We start from the raw sequence: 15,980 nt of genomic DNA, 5'->3' as shown, positions 1-15,980 counted from the left end.
GAAATTTTCCGCCCGCCAGCCGATACCTTTTATCCCAAACGCATCTGGATGAGAGGCGATTAGTTCGCCTCATGCTATAATCCCAGTAGCAATGTGTGCAGCCGAATCTTCCCCCGATTTCCAGCCGCAAAATAGCCCCGACTCCCTTCCAACCCCGCCGGAAGGCGAAGCAGCCTCCCCCTCAGCCGAAGTTCACCTGCGGATGCAGGTGGAAGTGCCCGCCCATACTACCCTGCACCTGACCATCGAAAGCCGCTCACCGGAGGGCAAAAGGCTGGAAAGCCATACGCTGACCTTTGCGAACCCGCCCTTACCCCTGCCGGACTGGCTTGAAGCCCCAACCGGAGAGGTTCAACCCCACCCCAGCCGGTGGGAAAGGACGACAGCTCATCTGCCGTCCTTTCTGCTGGGGCTGGCCTTGCTGGTCTACCTCGCCACCCGCCTGATCGCTCTGCCGGATTTTCCGGTCTACTTCTTCACCGATGAAGCCGTCCAAACCGTGCTGGCAGCCGATCTGGTGCGGGATGGTTTTCGCGGTTACAACGGCGAATTTTTACCGGCCTACTTCCCGAACGGCTCGATGTACAACCTGAGCCTTTCGGTTTACGTGCAGGTACTGCCCTACCTGTGGTTCGGCAAATCGGTGTGGGTCACCCGCGCCGTTCCGGCCGTCATCAGTTTGCTGGCAGCCCTTTCGGTTGGCCTGTTGCTGCGCAGGGGGTTCGGCAGTCCGTTTGGCTGGGGGGCGGCTCTGCTGCTTGCCGTAATGCCGGCCTGGTTTTTACACTCCCGCACGGCCTTTGAAGTCGGTCTGGCGGTGACCTTCTTTGCGGTCTTTCTGTACGCCTACTGGCGCTACCGGGAAGGTCAACCGGCGTGGATTTACGGGGCCGTCTGCGCAGCAGCCCTGACTTTTTACAGCTACAGCCCGGCGCAAATGGTGATCATCAGCCTGTCTCTGTTTCTGCTCATTTCCGATTGGCACTACCACTGGCAGCAGCGCCGCCGTTTGTTACTGGCGCTGGGACTGGTGGCCATGTTTGCCCTGCCCTACCTGCGTTTCCAAATCGAACACCCCGGCGAAATGACTCGCCACCTGACCCTGCTCAATTCCTACTGGCTGTCCGACCGCACCCCGCTTCAAAAAGTGGGTATTTACCTGAGCGAGTACGTGAGCGGGCTGAATCCCCTGTACTGGTTCATTCCGCAGACCGGCGAGTTGATTCGCCATGTGATGAAGGGTTACGGTCATCTGGGCTGGATCAGCCTGCCATTTGTGACGGTGGGTTTGGGGCGGACGTTGCAAAATCTGCGCCGAAGCGAGTACCGGCTGATTCTACTGGCTCTTTTGGCTGCTCCCAGCGGAGCGGCACTGGTCAAACTGGGTATCACCCGGGCGCTGTTCATGGTCATCCCGGCGGCATTATTGGGCGGGCTGGGACTGGAAAGCGTGATTCACTGGCTCAGCCGCCGCTTGCAGAAGCGCTGGCCGCGTCCCAACTGGACGGTCTGGCTGAGCCTCGTTCTGTTCCTCCTTCTTACCATTGCCGCCTTTTCCATGCTGCAGGATGCCTTGAATCACGCGCCATTCTGGTCAAGTGATTATGGGCTGAGCGGGTTACAGTGGGGCGCTCGCCAGTTGTTTGCCGAAGTCAGCGACTACCTCAGCCAAAACCCCGGCGTGGATCTGGTGGTTTCGCCTTCCTGGGCAAATGGTACCGATGTGATCGCGCGTTTCTTCTTCGACGACCCGTTGCCCTTCCGGCTGGGCAGCATTGAAGGCTATCTGAACGATTATCAGCCGCTGGCCGAAAACACCCGCTTCGTCATGATTCCGGAGGAATGGCAAAAGGTTCAGGAAAGCAACAAATTCACCGACGTTCAGGTGGAGCGCAGGTTGAATTACCCCAACGGCAAAACCGGATTCTACTTTGTGCGCCTGCGCTATGTCGAAAATGCCCAAGACCTCTTTGAGCAGGAACGGCAGGAACGGCGCGCCTTGCAGGAAAAAGCGCTGCGTTTGAATGACGGGACACTGCTGAATGTGCGCTATTCCCGACTGGACATGGGCGAAATTGAACACGCCTTCGACGGGCAACCGGGTACGCTGATCCGCACGCTGGAAGCCAATCCGCTCGTCCTCAACCTGTTTTTCGATACACCGCAGAGCCTGAAAGCGCTGACGACGCGGATCGGCGGGGTGCCGGGCAGGGTGGTGGTGTGGGTCTATCCGCCGGATGGTCAAAATCCGCGCCGGTTTGAGGCCGAAAAAGAAGAAACCCCCGATCCGCGCGAAGTTACCGTGCTGTTCGATACAGAACTGACCGCCAGTCAGATAGACATTGAGATTTACAGCACCCGTGACGGCGAAAGCGCCCACGTCCACCTGTGGGATGTGCGATGGCAATAAACCAGCTCCCTCCCCGGCGCAAGCGTTCATTCGGCTTGAAGGTGATCGCCTTCGCCAATTTGTTCATCGGGCTTGGCGGCTGGCTGAGGCTGGCTGAAACGCTCCGCAATGCGGATTTTTACAGCCGGCTCGACCTCCCGCTGGGAATGGGTTACTTCATCGCCAGCGGTGTGTTCTTTGGCATATTGGGGTTCCCCGCCGCGGTGGGTCTATGGCTGGGTCGCCGCTGGGGAGTCGGGCTGGCTACCCTGACGCTCGTTCTCTGGCTGGGCTGGGACTGGTTTGAGCGGCTGGTTTTTGCCCGCTCGCCGCAGTGGTTCAACCTGCCGTTCAGTTTGGCGGCTTCGGTGCTGCTGGTTGCGCTGGCGGGTTGGGTGTTATGGAAAGAATGGAGAGCCACATGAATCACAACGACATGGAAATTGAAGCCAAGTTTTTTCTGCGTGATCTGTCCGCCTTCCGCCGGAGACTGGAAAACATCGGTGCGGTACAGGTGAAGCCAAGGCACCATGAACTCAACTGGCGTTTCGACCTGCCGGATGGCAGCCTGACCCGCGCTCACCGCGTCCTGCGCCTGCGTCAGGATGGCCGCCCCCTGCTCACCTACAAGGGCGCCGGTCAAGCCGGAGCCGAAGTTGCCGTCCGTCAGGAAGTGGAGGTGGAGGTCAGCGATGCGGAGGCTTGCCGGCGGTTGTTGGAAGCATTGGGCTATCAGGTCAGCATGATGTATGAAAAGTACCGCACCACCTACCGGCTGGGAGAGGCTGAAATTGTGCTGGATGAGATGCCTTTCGGGCTGTTTTGTGAAATCGAAGCGCCGGATGCAGACACGATTCACCAGATGGCCCGGCGACTTAACCTGAACTGGGAAGCCCGCATCGCCATGGGGTACTACACCTTGTTCGAGCAGTTGAAAACCGTCAGCGGCCTGAGCCTGCGCGATTTGACCTTCGAGAACTTCCGCCAGAATCCGGTTGACCTGCGGATCATCGGCATCACTTATGCGGACGCGTGATCACGACCTTTTATTTCGTTCCGGCAAGATCAGGTTCAACCCATAGACGCAACCTCATCAGGGCTTTGTTGGGGTGACGTGGAAACACTGCCCAACCGATTTGTTTTGAGCATTAAAAGATTTTTTACCTGTTCTTAATCCATTTTTTGTGGTTTGCTAATCTTGGGCAGGTAAGATAAGATCAGGCCTTGGCTGCGTTTTAGCCACAGAAACCGAACCGCAAGGCACATTCTGGACGGGAGGAAATCTCATGCACATTCTGGTCACCAATGATGACGGCATTCACGCGCCGGGGCTGCTGGCGCTGGCGCAGGCGGTCAGACCGCTCGGCAAGGTCAGTGTGCTGGCCCCTGACCGCAACTGGTCGGCTTCCGGGCATGTCAAAACACTTGACCGGCCGTTGCGAGTCAAAGAAATGCCGTTGGAAGACGGCACCTCCGCCTTTGCCACTGACGGCGCACCTTCGGACTGCGTGGCACTGGCAATCTGCAATTTTTTGGGCGAAAAAGTGGATCTGGTGGTTTCCGGAATTAACCCCTACGCCAACCTTGGGCATGATGTCACCTACTCCGGGACAGTTACCGCGGCGATGGAAGCAGCCATTTGGGGACTGCCGGCGATTGCTTTCTCGCTCGATTCACCCAAAAACCACCTCACCCTGGCCGATTTTCAGGCTGCCGAGCAGGTTGCCCGCCAGATCACCCGCGCCGTCATTCAGAACGGCCTGCCGGAAGGGAATTTACTGAATGTCAACATTCCCTTTTTACCGATGAATCAAATCAAAGGTTACCGTCTGACCCGGATGGGACTGCGCGTGTATCACGACAAACTCGATTCGCGGGTAGACCCGCGCGGCCGCCCGTATTACTGGATCAGCGGGGACTCGCCAACCGGCATTCCCGAACGGGGCAGCGACATCGGCGCCGTGGCGGATGGTTTTGTTTCGATCACCCCTCTTAAACTCGACCTGACCGCCTACTCCCTCTTCCCCGAATTGAATCAATGGGAGTGGGATCAGGAAATCGGTCATCCTCTTTTGGAGTCGGCGTAACAGAAAAACGCACACGGCACTGCAGCCACCCAACGAACAGGATGGCTGCAGGAATTTTATTCAATTAACGGATTTCTCCCTTATCCAAACCACTGGCCGGTTCTACCGCCGGAAAAAATCCACTCCAATTCAATTAACCGATCAGCTGCCTTCATAAGCCCTTTCTAAGGCAGCAATATCAAATTTCTTCATTTGGAGAAAGGCCCTGGTCAAGCGTGTCAACCGGATGGGGTCATTTGTCTGCTGCATTTCATACATAATTGTTGGGACGATCTGCCATGATACACCAAAACGATCCTTCAGCCAGCCGCACATCTCCGCCTCGGGATCAGCCGAAAGTTTTTCCCAATAATAATCAATTTCTTCTTGCGTTTCGCAATTCACCACAAACGAAATGGCTTCATTGAAAGTGAAACCATGCTCATAGGAACTGTCTATGGCGGCAAACGACTGCCCATGCAGGGTAAATTCGGCAAATTTAACCGTGCCGGGCTGATTTGGTTCTTCTCCTTTTTCATAATGTTGAATTTCCTCCACACCGCTGTTCGGAAATATTGAGGCGTAGAAACGAATGGCTTCTTCTGCCCGGCCGAACTGTTGACCGGTAAACATCAAAAACGGGATCATTCTCTGGCGGATGGGCCGATCTCCCGAAAACAACATCATCTGCCACGATACGCCGTATTTATCCTGCAACCACCCAAAGCGTTCACTAAATGGATAACTTCCCAGTTCCATCAGCACAGAACCTTCCGGCGAGAGTTTTTGCCAGACACTGTCAACCTCCGCTGCGCTACTACAAGCCACCAGGAAAGAAATTACCGGCGTGAATTTAAACTCCGGGCCGGCGCTCATCAAATGGAACTCGCTGTCCCAAAGATCGGCTGCATAAATTTTCACAGTGCCGGAGGGGGTCTCAGTAAAGGTGGTGACACTGCGAAGAGACGAATCTGGAAAAGCGTGCAGGTAAAGCTTTGCTGCTTCGCCAGCTTCCTGGTTATACCAGAGAAACGGAACAATTTTACGGTTTATCGGATTCATACCTTTTACTCCTTTGGTGGTCCGGTATTGCCGGTAAGGGATTCATCTGAGAGGTGAGAGGATGCGTGATCAGGACGAATCTTAATTTGGATTATATACATCCATTTTATCAGAATATTTGTTCTAGTCAAGAGGCAACTTTTCATCAAATTTTCATGTTAAGAATCATCTGATGGTGTTTCTTCGAGCTGTTTTTTCATCATTGAAAATCCATTCGGACATTGTAACCTCCTTTGTCTTTGGAGATACATTCTCAACATCAACGAAGTTTACTTGCTCACTAACATGCTTTATACAGATCGTTAATCAAAAATTGATACTTACTCATCAATATAGTAAGATAAGGTTATCCGTATGGACATTGATTGTTCAAGTAAAGTTTAAGTGAGTGAGGATGAGAAATGAAATGGTCGTTGAAAATTGCACGGGTGGCAGGAATTGATATTCAAATCCATGCCACTTTCCTGTTGATTTTGGGCTGGGTGGCATTCAGTTACTATCTGGTGGGGCGTTCGCTCAACGCGGTAGCCGTGGGGGTTGGCTTTTTACTGGCGTTGTTTTTGTGTGTGGTGCTGCATGAACTCGGCCACGCCCTTGCCGCCCGTCGTTTTGGCATTCAAACCAAAGACATCACCCTGCTGCCCATCGGCGGTGTAGCCCGACTGGAACGCATGCCGGAAAAACCGATGCAGGAATTGTGGGTGGCGCTGGCCGGCCCGCTGGTGAATGTGGTCATCTCAGCGGTGTTGTTCATCGGGTTGCTGTTGACCGGCACATTGCAGCCAATCGGTTCGCTGAGCATGACCGGCGGGCCGTTCCTTGAAAGATTGATGGTGGTTAACCTGTTTCTGGCGGGCTTCAACCTGATTCCGGCCTTCCCAATGGACGGCGGACGGGTGGTGCGGGCTTTGCTGGCAACCCGCCTGCCCTACACTCAGGCTACTCAGGCAGCCGCCACCCTCGGTCAAGCCCTGGCGTTTGTGTTTGGCTTCATCGGTCTGTTTACCAATCCGTTTCTGGTGTTCATCGCCTTCTTTGTCTATATCGGCGCAGCCCAGGAAGCCAGCATGGTACAGATGAAATCGGCCCTCAGCGGGATTCCGGTTTCGCAGGCAATGGTCACCGATTTCCGTACCCTGCAGGAAGGCGAGCCGCTCAGCCGCGCCATTGAACTGCTGATGAGCAGTACCCAGCAGGACTTCCCCGTGCTTTCGGGTGACCGCGTAGTGGGAATTTTGACCCGCAAAAGTCTGGTGGATGCCCTTCAGCGGCTGGGGCAGAACGCCCCGGTTTCGGCGGCGATGGACTGTAAATTCGAAAGCGCCCACATCAACGACATGCTGGAAGAAGTCTCGCGCAAATTGCAGGAACGCGAGTGCCACACCCTGCCAGTAGTAGCCGACGGGCAGCTGGTCGGGTTGGTCACCATGGAAAACATTGGTGAGTTTTTGATGATTCGCTCGGCGCTGGAAAAGCGCGCTGCAGCCGCCCGCTAAGAATACCCGGCGGAATTCAAGCACCTCATCCGTAAGGGCGTTGTAAGCCCTTACGGATTTTGATTCGGGTCTTGGGATGTATAATCTCATCAGAGACCATCATTTGCGATGAAGAAAAACACACTTCTTGACCTGCTGCCCCTGTTTCTCTACCTGCTGCTGGCCCTGACCCTGTTCTGGCAAGCTCTGAATAACACTGGCGGGCAAATCGGTTATCCGGTGGACGACGCCTTCATTCACATGGCAATTGCCCGCCATTTTGCCGAAGATGGACACTGGAGTGTGGATCTCAGCCCCTTCACCTCGGCCAGTTCCTCCCCGTTGTGGACTTTGCTGCTAGGAGTCATCTTCCGGCTGGGGGGTGTGCGCGACTGGGCTGCCCTGCTGCTCAGCCTGCTGGCAGGAGCGGCCGCCCTGCTGATGGCTCAGCGCCTGCTGGCAAACAGCGGGCGGCGGCTGGTGCAGGTCGTGCTGGTCATTCTGGTGCTGCTCTTCACCCCCCTGCCGGTGCTGGCCTTAACCGGTATGGAACACGCCCTGCACGCCCTGCTGAGCGCGGCGGTGCTCTGGTCAGCCTCTGAACTGCTAGCCGCGCCAGAACGGTCAAACCGGCCGGGTTGGGGTTTGTTGGCTTTATGTGCGCTGCTGCCCGTCACCCGCTACGAAGGCCTGTTTCTCCTGTTCTGGGTGGGGCTTGCCCTGCTCTGGCAAAAACGCCTGCGTGCCGCAGTGACCCTGGCTGCGGCGGGTGCTTCGCTGATGACCCTCTACGGACTGATTTCGCTCGCCAACGGCTGGGCATTTTTCCCCAATTCGGTGCTGGTCAAAAGCGTGGTGGATGTGTCTTCTGCCGCGGGGCTGGCTCAATTTCTAACCCAGGGAATTTACAACCTGCTGGATACGCCGGCCCTGTTCGGGCTGATTGTGGCGGTGCTGCTCGCCTTTGGGCTGGGCGAGGGTCTCGGACTGCTCAATTCGCCCCAGCGCTGGCGGGTGGGTTTATTTGTGGGCATGTTCAGCCTGCATCTGCAACTGGCCAGGGTTGGCTGGTTCTTCCGTTATGAGGCCTATCTGGTTTTTACCGGCAGCTTGCTGCTGATGGAGCTGCTGGGAGTGCTGCTCAAATGGCTGCAAAGCCGGCCGCAGGAGCGCTTCACGCCGTTGAACGCAGCCGCACTGATGCTCACCCTGCTTTTGCTGCTTCCGCTGGCTTACCGCGGCGGTAACGCCTTTTCGGCATACCCCCTGGCCGTGCGCAACATTCACGAACAGCAGGTACAAATGGCGCGCTTTGTCAGCCGCTTTTACAACGGCCAGAGGATTGTTGCCAATGACATCGGCGCAATCAGTTATTACGCCGATATACACCTGATTGACATCCTCGGGCTGGCTAACCGCCAAACCGGCCGCTGGTGGCAGGAGGGCAGCTGGAATTTCGCCAACGTGGATGATCTCGCCCAATCCGAGGGGGCAGCGCTGGCTATTCTCTACCCGGAGTGGTTTGACCTGTATTCCAAACCGGCCGGCTGGGTCGAGGTTGGCCGCTGGCGGATCGCCGACAACATCGTCTGTACCAGCGATACGGTGGCATTCTACGCCCTGCGTCCTGCACAGGTGAATGAAATCCGACAAAACCTGCGGGACTTTTCGCCCGAACTGCCGGAAACCGTCCAGCAGCAGGTGATCGCCCCGTAAGCGCCGTTGTCATCAGGGGGATGGTTCAGGCATCGGGGGGCGGAAGCTGCCAGCCGGTTTGGGCGGCCCATTCCTCGGCTGCCAGAATAATCAAATCCACGGCGGGGTCTTTGACATCCGAATAGGTGTGGCGGTCAGGCATGTGGGCAGCCAGACCCCATTTCAGGCGCGCATAGGCCTGAGCAAACAAGGGGTGCGAACGTAAAAATTCGCGGAACAGCAGCGCATAGCGCTGATTGGGCGCACCTGCAAGGCGCACATGCAGGTTAACCTCACGCCAGCCGGGCGGCGGTTTGAACAACCACTTCCGCCAGCTGGCTTCGTCTTCATCCCGGCCGGGCGGCAGGTGATCACCGGTAACGTCGGCGCGGTGAATGAAACCGGCTGTGGTCAAGGCGTTCATCACGGTTTCGTCCAGCGCTTTTACCGTTACTTGAATATCGAGGATATCCTTGGCGTCCAGCCCCGGCACGGCCGTTGAGCCGATGTGGTCAATGCGCAGTGCCGTATCTCCTAACACCTGCCGCAAGAATGCGGCAATTTGCTCAAATTCTGTCTTCCATTCACTTTTGTAAGGGGTGATTTCGACGGTCATGGGTTGATTATATTCTATAATTCTGCCCATGAAACGCAATTTATGGTACCTGCTGTGGATTGTGTGGCTGGCTGGCTGCCAGATTTTACCGGAAGTTTCCTCCTTTCGTCCGATTTATCTAAACAGCATTGAGACTCCCACGCCTTTCCAGCCCCAAACAAAGATCAATGAACCACAGCCGATAGCCTCGCCATCCCGGCGGGTGTGGCTGGACGATCATCTGCCTCCCGGCTTGCGCGGGGCGGTTCAATTGCCGAACGGCTGGCAATTGAGCGAGCATTCTGCAGATGCCGATGTTCAGCTGCGGCTGGGGGAGGAAGGACTGCCGGCCGGCCGGTGGGTGTACGCGCTGGTTGCCCGCTTTGCTACGGTGGAGGACGGGATCACCTCGGTCAGCCTGCAGCGGGCGTGGTATGGATTGGACGATCCGGCTTTTCCTCTGCTGGTTGAACCCGATACGCTGGCAATGTTGACCGGCTGGTGGGGAGCGCCCGGCGAGTCAACCGTTCGGGTTGTGCCGCTTGGGGGAATGACGCAAGCGCTCTGGCAGCAACCCGAAGCGCGCGGCATTGTCCCCTTCGAGCGCCTTGAACCCGAACTGAAAGTGCTGGCAGTGGACGGTCTCTCACCCCTGCAACGCGGTCTGGATGAAGCCGGTTACGCGCTGGCCATTCCCTATGCCTTGAGCGGTAGCCATGCCGGGGAACTGGCTGCCGGCATACCGCCCGGCAACCGTGATGAAAACCGGATGACGGTTGTGGCGGTGACCGGTGTCACGGCACTGGTGCGCGCCACCGCGCTGTATCTGCGCCTGCACGGGGTGGAATACGCCCTGGGCGAAGTAACCGACTGGCTCAAAGAAGCGGACATTACCCACATCAACAACGAAGTGGCCTTCCGGGAGAATTGTTCGCCACCTGAGGAGGGGTTGAACGAAACCGGAGTGATCATCTTTCCGTGCAGCGACATCCGCTGGATTGAACTGCTGGAAGCCGTCGGCACCGATGTGGTCGAGATGACCGGTGATCACTTTATTGACGCTCAGCCGGAGGATGTGCTGTTCACCCTGCAAGAGTACCACCGGCGTGGCTGGCAGACTTACGGCGGCGGCGCAACACTGGAAGAGAGCTGGCAGCCGGCGTTGTTTGATCACAACGGCAACCGCATCGCTTTCATCGGCTGTAACGCCAAAGGACCGGCTTACGCCAAGGCTTCAGCCGAGTCCCCCGGCGCAGTGTTGTGCGATTTCGACCGGCTGACCGCCGAAATTGCCCGCCTGCGGGCGGAGGGCTACCTGCCGATTGTAACCTTTTCGCACCTTGAATACGAAACCTTCAGCGCCCGGCCGCAAGCGGTGGAAGATTTTGAGCGCGTCGCTCAGGCGGGGGCGGTGGTTGTCTCCGGCAGTCAGGGGCACCTGCCGCAGGCTATGGAATTTTACGACGGCAGTTTTCTGCACTACGGGTTGGGCAACCTGTTCTTTGACCAGTATTCGATGGGCGAACCATTCGAGCGCGCCTTCGTTGACCGGCATGTTTTCTACGAAGGGCGGTACATCGGCACGCAACTGCTCACCCTGCGCTTCGAGGATTTTCTGCGCTCGCGTCCGATGACCACCGAGGAACGACAGGCCTTGCTGGAAAGCATCTTTGCGGCAAGCGGGTGGTAAAAAAGTTGAGGCGGTTGAACCCCCAACCGCCTCGGAAGAGTTTGGCCGGGCCGATTGTTTACGGGGGTGGAATTTCACCCTTGACGTATTCATTGTGGATACACAGCATGTCCACCTGCCAGTCGGGGGCTTTATTGTGCCAGGCGAAATAGGTGCGGATTGCCCAGATACTGCCATCCGGGATCATGTCGGCAAGCAGCAAAATCGGCTGCCGGTCATTCTCTTGAATATCGCCCCTTTCGGCAGAAACACCCACCAAACCGCAGGAATAATCGTTGACCGGGATGCTGGTGCGGAAGCGCGGCTCCGGCAGAGCCAGGTAATTGAAATGCTGAGTCACAAAAGCCGGTTTATCGGTTGCCAGATACGAACCTCGCTTGAGGCAGAGCACATTGACATTCCAGGTTTCGTTAACACCGTGGGTGGCAAAATCCACAACGATTTTCCACTCCGGGCCGCTGCCGTCCAGATACGCCTGCCAGACCACCGGTTGAACGCCGCTCTCCTGAATATCACCGAACAAAGCAGCCTGCCCCACCACCCCGCAGAAGAAGTAGTCCGCTGTTGAGAGTCCGGTCAGGTGCTGTTTTCCGCCTTCCATGCCGGTGTATTCCCGGTACACAAAAGCGCTATTCTCCGTTTTTCGGTCAAGACAGAGCAGTTTGATATTCCAGCGTTCTTTTCTGTCACGGTGAGTGCGGAAGTCAGCCGTCACCCACCACGAGTCTTTTCCGAGCGCCGGGCTGTACTGCCGGAACAGATATGCTTTGAGGATATCCCCGGCATCGTCTTCCTGAATGTCTCCCTCCACGGCGGAAATACCGATGATCCCGCACACATAGCGATCAGAAGAAATGCCGGTGTCCTTTTGTTCACCGCCCATTGCCAGTGAGAAGGACGGCGTGTAGGCCTGTAAATCATTGAGCACGGAGAAAACAGGAATGGTGATGAAGCCCGGACGCAGGTAGACCAGTTTGAAGGCGTTGATGTAACCACGTTTGACCTCGGTGCTGGTTTGCCCTTCAGGGTTGGTAACGGTCAGGCTTACATCGTAGAGGCTGTTTTCGGTGAAGGTGTGGGTGGGGTTGCGCTCGGTCGAGGTAGTGCCGTCGCCAAAATCCCACAACCAGCCAGTGATTTGGCTGCCTTTGGAAGTATCGCGGAACCTGACGGTCAGCGGCGCGCGCCCACTGGTGGTATCGGCGGTAAAATCGGCATCCAGTTTCTCCTTGACGATGACCCGGTCGGGGTTGGTTTTGAGCGCACTTCCCTGCGCATTGCTCACCCGTAAAGTCACGGTGTAACCCTCCGGATTGGGGACATTATACACGTGAATGGGGTTGCGCTCGGTGGAGCGTTCGCCGTCGCCGAAATCCCATTCCCATGCAGTCGGGTTGCCGCTCGAACGATCGGTAAATTCAACGATCAGCGGAGCATCGCCCTGCCGGGGGGTAAAGGTGAAATCAGCCGCCAGCTGCTCGCCCACCACCAGCACTTCCGAAACGGTTGAAGAACCCAGCGGATTGGAAACCGTCAATTGAACTTCATAACGCCGGGCTTCCATGAAGGTGTGGGTGGGATTGCGTTCGTTGGAGGTTGCCCCATCCCCAAACGACCAGGACCACTGCGAGGGGTCGCCGGTAGAAGTGTCGGTAAACTGGACGGTCAACGGTGCGCTCCCGCCGGCGGGACTGAATGTAAAGCGTGCCACCGGAGGGTTGACCGCCGGCATCAGAATGGCCACCCCGCTGGTTTCCGGAACGTTCGGCCATTGAAAGACAATCCGCGAACGGGGCGGAATGGCGCTGAAATCCAAATCCTGCAGGTTGAGCTGGATTTGATATGGGCTGGTGCGGTAGGGGAATAACTGAATGGACTCAAGCCGGTTGCCGGCTTCATCCACCACGTAGGCACGCGGAGAGTTTGCCTCCACGTAGTTATAACCGGTCAGGGTCAAAATACCGTCTTGAAAGATCAACCGCCCGCCCACCTGAATCAGTTCGATGCGCTCCGGGATGACCTGACACACCCACGGTGTCGGAATTTCTTCCTTTGCCGGCTTACCGGAGAGGATGTTCTTCAAGCGGCCGATGATGCTGCGGCCGATGAATTCGTTGACGGTTGCCCCGGCCTTGGAGCCGAGAAAATCCACATTGCAGCGGAATTCCGTCCCGGCAATGGCGGTCATCTGCTGCATGTTCAACCGGGCTTCGTTCATCACGGTTTTGACTTCATCCGCCATCCGCCCGGCGAGGGTACCGCCGCTGCGTTCCAGCGTGCGCACAATTTCGGTGGCAGCAATTTCCCAGTTACCGGGCATGCGGTCCATGGCGTCCACGATTCCGTTGATGCTGTCCAGCGTTTCTTGGTCCAGTCCAATCTTCAAGCCATCCTCGACCACCCGCAGCAGGTCATCCACGCGCGAGAGTGTGGCTTCGTCAAAACCGGCCTTGACCCCCTGGCGAATGGTTTCGTTGAGTTCACGAACCACCTGGCGGGTTTCCGGTCCAACTTCCACACCGGTTGCCAGAGTCTGGTTGACGGCGTCAATGCGGGCGAGGGTATCCGGACCCAGTTCACTGCTGGTTTCTACATTAAGATCAACGCCGAATTGCGAAGGAATATCCACACATGCTGATAAACAGCAGACTACGATCACGAGTGAAGATAACAAGCGTTTCATGGATGCCTCCCCTCCCACAAGCAGCCATTTCGAGCACCAACCCGGCTACCTTTGAAGGTCTGATTCCCTCCAGGGTTTAATCGGGCATTATACAGGACAATTTGTGAAGTAAATATGGTTTTCTTTGATTATAGAACTTAAGAATTGGAAATTCAACGGGGTATGTGAGAAGGGCGGTTTTGACTAAATTTGCGACCGTTTTTCCCCACACGCATTCCACTACCCCGAACGTCATGAAACTTGCCCACAGCGCTGGGAGTGAGGCAGGAGACCGCCACGCCGCCTGCGGCGGCGCGCAATGACGTAAACCCTTTGACGTTACTCCGAACGCAACAACACTCGCCAGTGCAGGAGAATCTCCCCCCCCGCCTGCGTAATGGCTTTACTCGACCGCCGCGGCGCGCTTCTCCCGCCGGGCTTTGAGCGTCTCCCACACCGCCGGCAGCACCGAGATCAGCACAATCGCAATGATCACCAGCGAAAAGTTCTTTTCCACAAACGGCAGCCCGCCGAAGAAGTACCCGCCCCACAGAAACAGGCTGACCCACAGCGTCCCGCCGACGATGTTGTAGGTGAGAAAGTAACCATAGCGCATCTTGCCAATGCCGGCGACAAACGGCGCAAAAGTACGTACAATCGGTACAAAGCGCGCCAGCAGTATGGTCTTGCCACCGTGTTTTTCGTAAAATTTTTGGGTGCGTTCCAGATACTCCCGCTTGACCCAGCGGGTATCCTCTTCAAACACCCGCGAACCAACCTTGTTGCCGATCCAGTAATTGGCACTGTCACCGATTACGGCGGCAGCCATCAGCAGCAGCCAGAGCGGCAGCACTTCCAGCGAACCCTTGGCGGAAAAAGCCCCCGCCGCAAACAAGAGCGAATCGCCCGGCAGGAACGGCGTCACCACCAGCCCGGTTTCGATGAAGATGATCAAAAACAAGACGCCGTAGGTGCCAATCCCCACACTGCGGATGATCACATCCAGATAATGGTCAATGTGCAGTACAAAATCAATTGCCAGCCGAATCCAATCCATTCCAATTTTCCTGTTTTATAAAGGTATCGTCCGTCGGGGCGGGCGAATTATCGCCAGACACCGCAGCAGCCATCATCCGCCTGGTTTCAACCTGCAAGCGGCGGTTTAATCCCACCAGCAGAAATAGATTGAGCAATGCCATGCCCGGCAGCGCCAGCCAGAGCGGATTAAAAGTCTCCGGCGAGGCCGGCAGACGACTGATCAGCGGTAATTGGGGAGTGACCGGTACGGCGCTCAGCACGCCGAACAGATTCCAGAAGGCATGCAGCCCAACCGCCAGCAGGTAAGCGCCGATCAGCCGGCCGAGATAACGGCGCTGCGCCCAGAACGAGGCCAGCCCCCAGCCCAACACGGCCGTCGCGGTGGTGTGCAGCAGCAGCGAGCCGACCCGCGCCACCAGAATCAGCACCCCGCTGCCCTCACCGGCCCCGGCCAGCGCGCTCAAATTTTCCCACAGCCCAAAGGCTGCCCCGCACAACGCCCCACCCACAAAACCCTGGGCGGGAGTCAGGCGGTCGCCGGCGTATAACCACAGGGCCAGCGGTTTAAGCAGTTCTTCGAGCATCGGCGTAACCCCGGCTACCAGGCTGATCAACAGGGCGACGATGACCGGGTTGGAAAGCACCTGATTGGCAAGGGCTTCCAGCTGCTGCATATCCATCTGAGCCGGGTCGAATTGTTCAAAAAATTGTTGCAAATCCGCCAGCAGTTGCGGCTGCGTATTGAGATAGACGCCCAGCACAACCACGAAAACCGCCAGCATGACCAGCGAAAGCACCAGCGTCAACGGGATGGTCAGCGCCAGCGAGGTGGAGAGAATCTGCCAGCCGCGCCCACGCGGCAGAACATCCAGCCCGCGCCGGGCAATCTCGACCAGCCACCAGGCCGGGATGGCTGCGCCAATCACCACCAGCGGCGGCAGAAACAGCCACACCAGCGGCGAAGTCTCCACAATCCGAAAGAGACCGACCAGCGGCAGCCACAGGATCATCGCCAGACTGGCCAGCGCCAGCCGGCGGCGGCTGGCAGCAGCTACGGCAGCCGGCGGGGGCGGTGTTCGCAACAGGGAGGATAACCCCAGCAGCATCACCACCCCAACCAGCCCGCTGGTAAAGGCAATGTTCAGAAAAGAAACCGCCGAACCCGCTGGCAGAGCGAGCAGGGGGGTGGTCATGGCCAGACCGAGCAGTAGAAACAGTAGCGCCACGCCAAGCGAGAGGGCCGCGCCGCCTCCAAACAGCACCATCAACAGCCAGAAACGCCAGCCGGGTTCGACTTTGCTCTGCATC

At 57.1% G+C, this 15,980-nt stretch carries 12 protein-coding genes; 7 read left to right on the top strand and 5 right to left on the bottom strand.

Annotated elements, in window-relative coordinates:
- Positions 1-91 precede the first annotated feature (91 nt).
- The 4 genes from AC812_RS01695 to surE all read left to right on the top strand — a co-directional run bounded on the left by AC812_RS01695 (position 92) and on the right by surE (position 4,476).
- On the top strand, positions 92-2,410 hold the full coding sequence (locus AC812_RS01695; protein ID WP_061913117.1) for an ArnT family glycosyltransferase: 2,319 nt from the start codon (positions 92-94) through the stop codon (positions 2,408-2,410).
- Positions 2,401-2,814, top strand: coding sequence for a hypothetical protein (locus AC812_RS01690; RefSeq protein ID WP_061913116.1), 414 nt, complete (start codon positions 2,401-2,403; stop codon positions 2,812-2,814). Before AC812_RS01695 ends, AC812_RS01690 begins: the two co-directional genes overlap by 10 nt.
- Positions 2,811-3,425 carry a class IV adenylate cyclase gene (gene cyaB / locus AC812_RS01685; protein WP_061913115.1) on the top strand — a complete coding sequence of 205 codons (615 nt, stop codon included), beginning with the start codon at positions 2,811-2,813 and terminating at the stop codon, positions 3,423-3,425. Before AC812_RS01690 ends, cyaB begins: the two co-directional genes overlap by 4 nt.
- A gap of 250 nt (positions 3,426-3,675) precedes the next feature.
- Positions 3,676-4,476 carry a 5'/3'-nucleotidase SurE gene (surE, locus tag AC812_RS01680; protein ID WP_061913114.1) on the top strand — a complete coding sequence of 267 codons (801 nt, stop codon included), beginning with the start codon at positions 3,676-3,678 and terminating at the stop codon, positions 4,474-4,476.
- Positions 4,477-4,617: 141 nt separating this feature from the next.
- Here the strand turns inward: surE and AC812_RS01675 are convergent, their stop codons facing one another.
- Complete coding sequence (locus AC812_RS01675) at positions 4,618-5,517, bottom strand: VOC family protein (protein WP_061913113.1); 900 nt, start codon at positions 5,515-5,517, stop codon at positions 4,618-4,620.
- Between the two features lie 401 nt (positions 5,518-5,918).
- Here AC812_RS01675 and AC812_RS01670 point away from each other — a divergent pair, with 401 nt between their 5' ends.
- Together AC812_RS01670 and AC812_RS01665 are read left to right on the top strand one after the other, a co-directional pair.
- A complete protein-coding gene (locus AC812_RS01670) occupies positions 5,919-7,013 on the top strand; it encodes a site-2 protease family protein (protein ID WP_061913112.1) in 1,095 nt (364 codons plus the stop codon).
- A gap of 108 nt (positions 7,014-7,121) precedes the next feature.
- The gene (locus tag AC812_RS01665) at positions 7,122-8,708 is read left to right on the top strand and encodes a hypothetical protein (protein WP_061913111.1); all 1,587 of its coding nucleotides are present in this window, start codon (positions 7,122-7,124) and stop codon (positions 8,706-8,708) included.
- A 25-nt stretch (positions 8,709-8,733) separates the two neighbouring features.
- Here AC812_RS01665 and AC812_RS01660 read toward each other — a convergent pair whose 3' ends face one another.
- Positions 8,734-9,303 carry a GrpB family protein gene (locus AC812_RS01660; RefSeq protein ID WP_061913168.1) on the bottom strand — a complete coding sequence of 190 codons (570 nt, stop codon included), beginning with the start codon at positions 9,301-9,303 and terminating at the stop codon, positions 8,734-8,736.
- A gap of 28 nt (positions 9,304-9,331) precedes the next feature.
- Here AC812_RS01660 and AC812_RS01655 point away from each other — a divergent pair, with 28 nt between their 5' ends.
- The gene (locus tag AC812_RS01655; RefSeq protein WP_061913110.1) at positions 9,332-10,972 is read left to right on the top strand and encodes a CapA family protein; all 1,641 of its coding nucleotides are present in this window, start codon (positions 9,332-9,334) and stop codon (positions 10,970-10,972) included.
- 58 nt (positions 10,973-11,030) lie between these two features.
- On the opposite strand, the gene AC812_RS01650 is transcribed toward AC812_RS01655, so the two are convergent.
- The 3 genes from AC812_RS01650 to AC812_RS01640 form a co-directional block, all read right to left on the bottom strand.
- Entirely contained in the window at positions 11,031-13,655 is a 2,625-nt protein-coding gene (locus AC812_RS01650; RefSeq protein WP_061913109.1) for a PKD domain-containing protein, read from the bottom strand.
- A 382-nt stretch (positions 13,656-14,037) separates the two neighbouring features.
- Entirely contained in the window at positions 14,038-14,691 is a 654-nt protein-coding gene (locus AC812_RS01645) for a DedA family protein (protein ID WP_061913108.1), read from the bottom strand.
- Entirely contained in the window at positions 14,666-15,979 is a 1,314-nt protein-coding gene (locus tag AC812_RS01640) for a PrsW family glutamic-type intramembrane protease (RefSeq protein WP_061913107.1), read from the bottom strand. The genes AC812_RS01645 and AC812_RS01640 overlap by 26 nt, the downstream gene beginning before the upstream one ends.
- Between the last annotated feature and the right edge of the window lies 1 nt (position 15,980).

Source organism: Bellilinea caldifistulae (assembly GCF_001306055.1).
Classification (GTDB): Bacteria; Chloroflexota; Anaerolineae; order Anaerolineales; family Anaerolineaceae; genus Bellilinea; species Bellilinea caldifistulae.
Note: the sequence above shows the minus strand (reverse complement) of the source record. Positions and strands in the feature narration are given on the sequence as shown.